Raw genomic sequence first — 6,719 nt, 5'->3', positions numbered from 1 at the left:
CGGGGTGCCACACGCGTGATCTGCTGCGGACTTTCCCGGCCGCACCGAAAGAGATCCTCTGCCCTCGGATCGGCGGCCGGAACGCGGGTGCGAGGCGGGCCGAACCACTTGGAGCCCGGGCGCTTCCCGCATCTGGATCTACTGCTCTAGCTCTTCCTCCAACTCACGCGACCACTGGTGGACACTGTCCAAAAGTGGCCGCACTGTCACCTGCGTCACATGGATGCGGTCCATGTATGGCGAAGACTAGGCGTTGACAGAATAAAACGGAACTTTTTCCGGAAAAAAAGTTGGACGAGTGTCTAGTTGGCTCACGGGAGAACGTGACGGCCACCGTGAATGTGGGTGCCGCCACACTGCGGTCGTCAGATGTGACTGACCGCGCTTTCGGATGTGGAGACTAGGAGCCGAAACGTTGCATCTGCGTTGCATCGGCGCCCATACGCCGATCGAGAACGCGAATCTTGGCTTCTATCTGCGAATACAAGGGAGAGTCCCGGTCAACGGTAGCGCGATAGGCGACCCAGGCCGCCGCATCGTCACGCCCCTCCGCGCCCGCGGTCCATCTGCTGAGCACGGTCGTATCCCCGGAACGCAGCACGGCGGTGCGCAATCGCACGCGCAACTCATCGCGAATGTCTATGACTCCCGGGGCGGTCGAACGCGGGAGAACCGGCCCCGAATAGAGCCGAACGGCGGCCTCCACATCACCGGAATCCAGCGCCGCGCGCAGCGCCTCCACATCCGTGGCGATAGGAACCAGCAATCGATAGGGACGCGAGCCGAAGACCTTGGAACCCACCACCGAACGCAGTCGCGACACCGCGGCGCGGATGGTGGCGTTGTCCAGATCGGCGTCGTCCAGCAACAGCGCGAGATGGTCCGCGCTCAGCCCCTCGGTGTGCTCGGCGAGCAGCAGCAGGATCTCGGCATGCCGCTGCGACAACGGAACTCGCTCCCCCGCCACGGTCAGCTGCGGCTGCCCGAGCCCGAGCACATCCAGACCGAGGCGTTCCGGCGCGGGCGGGTGCATCGCATCGGCGGGATGGCGCACCTGCTGATCCCGGCCGGAGCGCACCGCCGCCAGCAGCAGATCCATTTCGACCGCCGTGGCGGCGGCCTTCACCAGCGCGAGGATCTCCGGGCGCGCCACCCGCACCCCGCCCGCGATCATGAGCACGCCGACCAGGCGACCGTCCGGATCGTGCACGGGCGCGGCGGCTCCGGTGATCTGGTGCATGCGGTGCAGGAAGTGCTCGGGTCCGTGGATCCAGGCCGCGCGGCCGGTGCGCACCACCAGGCCCACCGCATTGGTGCCCACCCGGCGCTCGGAGAGGTCGTTGCCCTCGCGCAATCCCGCCTCGGCCGCGGCACTCACCCGATCGGGCGTGCCGTGCACCGACAGCACCCGACCGAACTGGTCGGCCACCACCACGATGAGACCGGTGCCGGTGGCGTCGCGCAACAACAGCTTGTCGACCAGCGGCATCACCGCGGCGATGGCATGATTGTCCCGATACCGTTGCAGGTCAGCGCCTCTCAGGCCGCGCCCGTCGCCGTCGTCCATGGGATCGACGCCGCCGCGCAGGCTGCGCAGCCAGGACTCGAGGACCATCGGACGCAGCAGACCCGCCAACTGACCCAGCTGTTCGGGGCCGACGCTCAGATAGCCGTGGGCCTGTGCGGCATAGGCTTCGAGCGCACCCAGCTGTGAGCCCGATTCGGCGCCGTGCTGGGAGGGGCTCCCACCTGCGATGTTGCTGACCATTTGCCTTTCCCTTCGGGCACAAACTGTACCGACGAAGGCAGGCATACAACCCGGAAGCAGGTTCTTTGTCCGGCAGGTCACACCGTGACAGCACCCTCGCAAAATGTGAGCTGTGTCTATTTATCTTTAATTCGGGTTTATTCTTCGTGGCCGACGCCCCAGCGCGAGGTTGCGGGAAGGACGCCGGTTCAGTGCGGCGGCAGCGTCGGGCGCAGGGCCACCGCGGACCGCGCCTGGGCCGCTCCCCACCACAGGCCGGTGCCGTGCGCGACGTCGTCCAGACGTTTGCAGGCCAGATAGCGCACCGGGTCCAGGCCGCCCGGTTCGCGATGGGTGAACCAGTCCGCCAGGCCGTCGGCCATCGCCATGGTGACCGCGATGCGGCGAATGCGACGCGACAGCACCATGCTCAGCACGGTGACGGGCCAGTAGTGGCGGCACAGCGCCGACGCCAGCCGCCACAGCCCCGCGGAGAAACCGCGCGCCAGATAGATGGCCGAGACCCGGGTGGGATTGTCGAGTTCGGCGAAGACGCGGCGCAGCCGGGCCAGGGTGGCGCACAGGGTGAGCAGGCCGCAGAACACGCCCGAACGGGTGAGGGTGGCGAACAGCAGGGCGGCCACCGCGGTCCACAGCGGCACCGCCAGCGGCGCCGCCATCCCGGGATGGCGCAGCCCCAGCGGCGCCACGCCGGCACCTTCGGAGACCTTGTGCGCGAACCACTTTCGCAACGATACCGGGCACTCGTACGCCACGCGCGCGGCGGGCTCGTAGCGCAGCCGCCAGCCCGCGCGCTCCAGCCGCCAGCACAGGTCGATATCCGCGCCCGCGGTCATGGTCTCGTCGAATCCGCCCGCACGCGCCAGGGCGTCACGGCGCACCAGCAGTGCGGTGCCCGGGACATAGGGCACCGGGCCGCGCGAGCGCACCGCGGACTCGCGGCGGCCGCGCTCCAGCGACGCGCGCATGTGCTCGTAGCGGGCCAGCACCGTGGAATCCGGGTCCATGGCCAGCAGGCGCGGGGCGACCAGGGCCACCTTGGGATCGCTGAAGTGACCGAGCATGACCTCCAGCCAGCCGCTGCGCGGCACCACGTCCGACTCCAGGAACGCCACGAATTCGGTTGTGGCGGCCCGCAATCCCAGATTGCGCGCGGCGGCGGCGCCGCGGCGGCGATCCGAGCGCAGCACCGTCACCCGACGGCGGGTGCCGCGTGCGGGCGGAATGCGGACCGGGCGATCCGAGCCGTCGTCCACCACGATCACCGAGTGCCCGCGCAGCGCCGAGAGCAGCCGCTCCAACCCGGCGGCGTCGTTGTGCAGCGGCACGATCACGGTGACGTCCTCCGGCGAGGGCAGCAATCGCGGGCGCGGATTGCCGACACCGGAATCGAGCAGGCGTCTGGCCACCCGGGCCGAGAGCGGATCGGTCACCTCGAGGTAGCCGTCGCCGATCCGGGCCGCAGCCTCCGGCGCGAGCCGCAGCAACCCGGTCGGCGAGCCACCGACCAGGAAACGTCCACCGGAGTAAGTGCGCACCCTGGGATCGATTCGCACCCCGAAACCATCGGGAAGTCGATCATGGCGCATTCCTGAGATGCTAGGTCAGCACATAGGCGGCAAACGGGATCGGCACGCCGCTCCCGAAGACCCGTGCCCGGACCGGAACGTGGCGGGACCACCGGCCGAGCGCGCGCTCTAGACTGCGTGGAACAACAGCAGCGCAGGTAGTAGGGACGGCCGTCGCCGTACCCGCAATGGTCGAGGTGGCATGGGAGTCGGACGTATGCAGTCGAGTGGGGGCGGCAACACTCTGTCGGAGTCCGAGATCGTCGAGGCCGCCCTTCGGGTGGTCCGGCAGGACGGCGTGGAGAAGCTCTCCATGCGCCGCCTGTCCCGCGAACTCGGGGTGTCCCCGATGGCTCCGTACTACTACGTGGCGGACAAGCGCGAGCTACTCGACCTCGTCGCCACCGCCGCCCTCACCGGCGTGCGCAAGCCGCCGCCCGACGCCGGGCCGTGGCAGCGACGGCTGCGCGATCTCATCGACCAGATCGACGAGAAGCTGCGCAAACATCCCGGACTCGGCGACGTGCTGATCGAACAGATGCTGGGCAAGCAGCTCGATCTCATCGCGGCGCTGATGGAGATCCTGTTCGAGGCCGGGTTCAGCGATCGCAACGTGCTCTCGGCGTATGCGACCATCCACACCTACCTGTTCGGCCGGGGCCGGGTGAATCCGCGTGACCGCTCAGCGCTACACGACGAGCGGGCGCTGCCGGAGGCGGTGGAACGGGCCACCAAGCATTTATCGGACCTGCGTGGGAAGTACTCCTACGACTTCGGAATGGACGTGCTGATCGCCGGGCTCGAGGCCCAGCTTGTCCGGCAGCGGGACGGCCACGTAGTATGAAACTAGAACACGTTCTAGTTTGGCCACACAGCGCCGGGTTCGAGAGGACACTATGACCACCGTCGACGTACCGCACAGCTCGCGATCGGCCGTGCTGCGGGTCTCCGCGGTCATCCAGGAGACGGCCGATTCCTGCTCGCTGGTCTTCGACGTTCCCGCCGAACTGCGCGAACGTTTCAGCTACCAGCCGGGCCAGTTCCTGACGCTGCGCATTCCCAGCGACCTCACCGGGTCGGTGGCGCGCTGCTACTCACTGGCGAGTTCACCGCACACCGACGACGCGCCCAAGGTGACCGTCAAGCGCACCGCGGACGGATACGCCTCGAACTGGGTGTGCGACAACGTGAAAGCGGGCGACTCGATCGAAGTACTGCCGCCCTCCGGCGTTTTCACGCCCAAGAACCTCGACGAGGACCTGCTGCTCTTCGCCGCCGGATCCGGCATCACGCCGGTCATGTCGATCCTGAAATCGGCTCTGGCACGGGGTAATTCGCGTGTTGTGCTGGTGTACGCCAACCGCGACCACGACAATGTGATCTTCGCCGACGAACTACGCGAACTCGCCGACAAGAACCCGCAGCGGCTGGTGGTCGTGCACTGGCTGGAACAGCTGCAGGGCCTGCCCACCGCCGACGCGCTCGCCACCCTGACCCGGCCCTACACCGAGTTCAGCGCCTTCATGTGCGGCCCCAAGCCGTTCATGGACCGGGTGCACGACGCGCTGGCCCAGCTCGGGGTGCCGCGCAACCGCACCCACGCGGAGGTCTTCAACTCGCTGTCGGGCGATCCATTCGCCGATGTCGCCCCCGTCGAGATCAGTGCGGAGGAGGCCGCCGACGCCGCCAGCGTGGAGGTGGAACTCGACGGCGAGACCCACGAGATGAACTGGCCGCGCAGCCAGACCCTGGTGGACATCATGCTCGCCAAGGGCCTGGACGTGCCCTACTCCTGCCTCGAGGGCGAATGCGGATCGTGCGCCTGCACCGTGCTCGAGGGCACCGTGGAGATGGAGAACGCGGAGATCCTCGATCCCGAGGACATCGCCAACGGCTATATCCTCGGCTGCCAGGCCCGCCCGGTCACCGACCACCTCAAGATCCAGTTCTGATCAGCCTCGGGGTGCGGCCCGCCCGCTCGCGGGCGGTGTGCCCTCGACGGCACGGTCGCGGCATCCGCGCGGAGTCTGGGCACAGCGCCCAAGGCACACGCGACCCATCGCATATCTCGGCGACCTCGACAGCCACACCCGATCACCGGGGAGTTCGGCGACCCGACACCCACACGCGACCACTGTGGCGTTCGGCGACCGACGTCCACGCGACCATCGGGCGGTTCGGTGGCCGGGAGGTGCGTTCGAGGCGGGGAGGCCGTCAGCGCTGCGCTCGGTAGTGCGCGCGCTGGTCGGCGGTGAGGTGCTCGGTGGCGTAACTCAGTGCGATGCGGCCCATGTCGGCGGCGTGCCTCTCCAGGAAGTCGATGAGGGCGGTCGGTTCCACTCGCTTGCCGACCTCCCGCAGCATCCACCCGACGGCCTTCTGGATCAGGTCGCGGCGGTCGGACAGCAGGCGCTCACACAGCGCCAGCGTGGTACTCGCATCACCCGCCTTGATGAAGGCGAAGGTGGTCAGCAGTGCGATTCGCCGCTCCCACAGCGAATCCGACGCCGCCAGCTCGTACAGCGGATCCCGCGGCTGCTCCAGCAACCACGGTCCGAGAATGTGCTCGGCCGAGGTGTCGACCAGATCCCAATTGTTGATCCGCCCCCGCCGCATGGCGGCCAGATACAGTTCGACGATCGCGCGCTGCTCCGCGGCGCTGCCCGTGCGCACCCGCGATGCCTTCGCCATCCGCGCGTTCAGGATCACCAGCGCCGCCAGTCGGTGCTCGTGCACCTCGCTGTCCAGCAGCCGGTCGATCTCCGACAGTGGCAGTCCCCCGAACCGTTTCGCGACCTTGCGGGTCTGCGGCACCCGCACCCCGATGAAGACGTCACCCTCCCCGTACTCCCCCGGCCCCGTCTTGAAGAACCGCTGTAGCTGCGCCGCATCCGCGGGATCGGCGACCTCCGCCAGCGCTGTCCGCACCGCTTCCGCCGTCAATGCGCCCATATCCGGATGGTACGGCCATCGGATCCGGCCCCCGGTGCGCCATTCGGACACGCGGTCCATGGCGGCGCGGGTGCGCACGAGCAGATCAGCCACGACAGCTGTCCCGGACTCGACATCGGTGACGTGCCGGTGTCGGGTTCCTGGCCGGTCGGCAGAAGGCGCATCCGCCTGCTGCGCCCCGACAGCGGCGGCAGCCACGGCGTCCGAAACGCGGTGGTGGCAACCTCCCGAACCGGCGCCCGCGATCCCGGCGAGGTGCCGTGGGCGACGGGTCGACCCGCGCTAGTGCCTGCCTGCGCCTTCCGACGCGGCCTGTAACAGCGCCTCAGCGAAATTTCGCATCTGGTCCGCCCCTCCGTACCAGGCGGATACGAGTTCCACGGCGGCGGCGCGGGTGCGGTGGGCGGCGCGGGCCAGCTCGGCGACGCCGA

At 68.6% G+C, this 6,719-nt stretch carries 5 protein-coding genes; 2 read left to right on the top strand and 3 right to left on the bottom strand.

All coding sequences use genetic code 11. The annotated features are described in order from the left end of the window. Positions 1 to 400: 400 nt before the first annotated feature. Together QK444_RS07490 and mftF are read right to left on the bottom strand one after the other, a co-directional pair. Positions 401 to 1,768: a GAF domain-containing protein gene (locus QK444_RS07490; protein ID WP_282778391.1), complete on the bottom strand. Its 1,368-nt coding sequence runs from the start codon at positions 1,766 to 1,768 to the stop codon at positions 401 to 403. Positions 1,769 to 1,956: 188 nt separating this feature from the next. Beyond that, positions 1,957 to 3,357: a mycofactocin biosynthesis glycosyltransferase MftF gene (mftF, locus tag QK444_RS07485; RefSeq protein WP_282778389.1), complete on the bottom strand. Its 1,401-nt coding sequence runs from the start codon at positions 3,355 to 3,357 to the stop codon at positions 1,957 to 1,959. A 196-nt stretch (positions 3,358 to 3,553) separates the two neighbouring features. Here mftF and mftR2 point away from each other — a divergent pair, with 196 nt between their 5' ends. Together mftR2 and QK444_RS07475 are read left to right on the top strand one after the other, a co-directional pair. Then, on the top strand, positions 3,554 to 4,180 hold the full coding sequence (gene mftR2, locus QK444_RS07480) for a mycofactocin system transcriptional regulator MftR2 (protein WP_282778387.1): 627 nt from the start codon (positions 3,554 to 3,556) through the stop codon (positions 4,178 to 4,180). A 52-nt stretch (positions 4,181 to 4,232) separates the two neighbouring features. Next, positions 4,233 to 5,288 carry a ferredoxin--NADP reductase gene (locus tag QK444_RS07475; protein WP_282778385.1) on the top strand — a complete coding sequence of 352 codons (1,056 nt, stop codon included), beginning with the start codon at positions 4,233 to 4,235 and terminating at the stop codon, positions 5,286 to 5,288. Between the two features lie 262 nt (positions 5,289 to 5,550). Here QK444_RS07475 and QK444_RS07470 read toward each other — a convergent pair whose 3' ends face one another. Further along, entirely contained in the window at positions 5,551 to 6,288 is a 738-nt protein-coding gene (locus QK444_RS07470) for a DNA alkylation repair protein (RefSeq protein WP_282778397.1), read from the bottom strand. Positions 6,289 to 6,719: the final 431 nt, after the last annotated feature.

Origin of the sequence: Nocardia sp. CC201C, assembly GCF_030010695.1 — a bacterium.
GTDB lineage: Bacteria > Actinomycetota > Actinomycetes > Mycobacteriales > Mycobacteriaceae > Nocardia > Nocardia otitidiscaviarum.
Note: the sequence above shows the minus strand (reverse complement) of the source record. Positions and strands in the feature narration are given on the sequence as shown.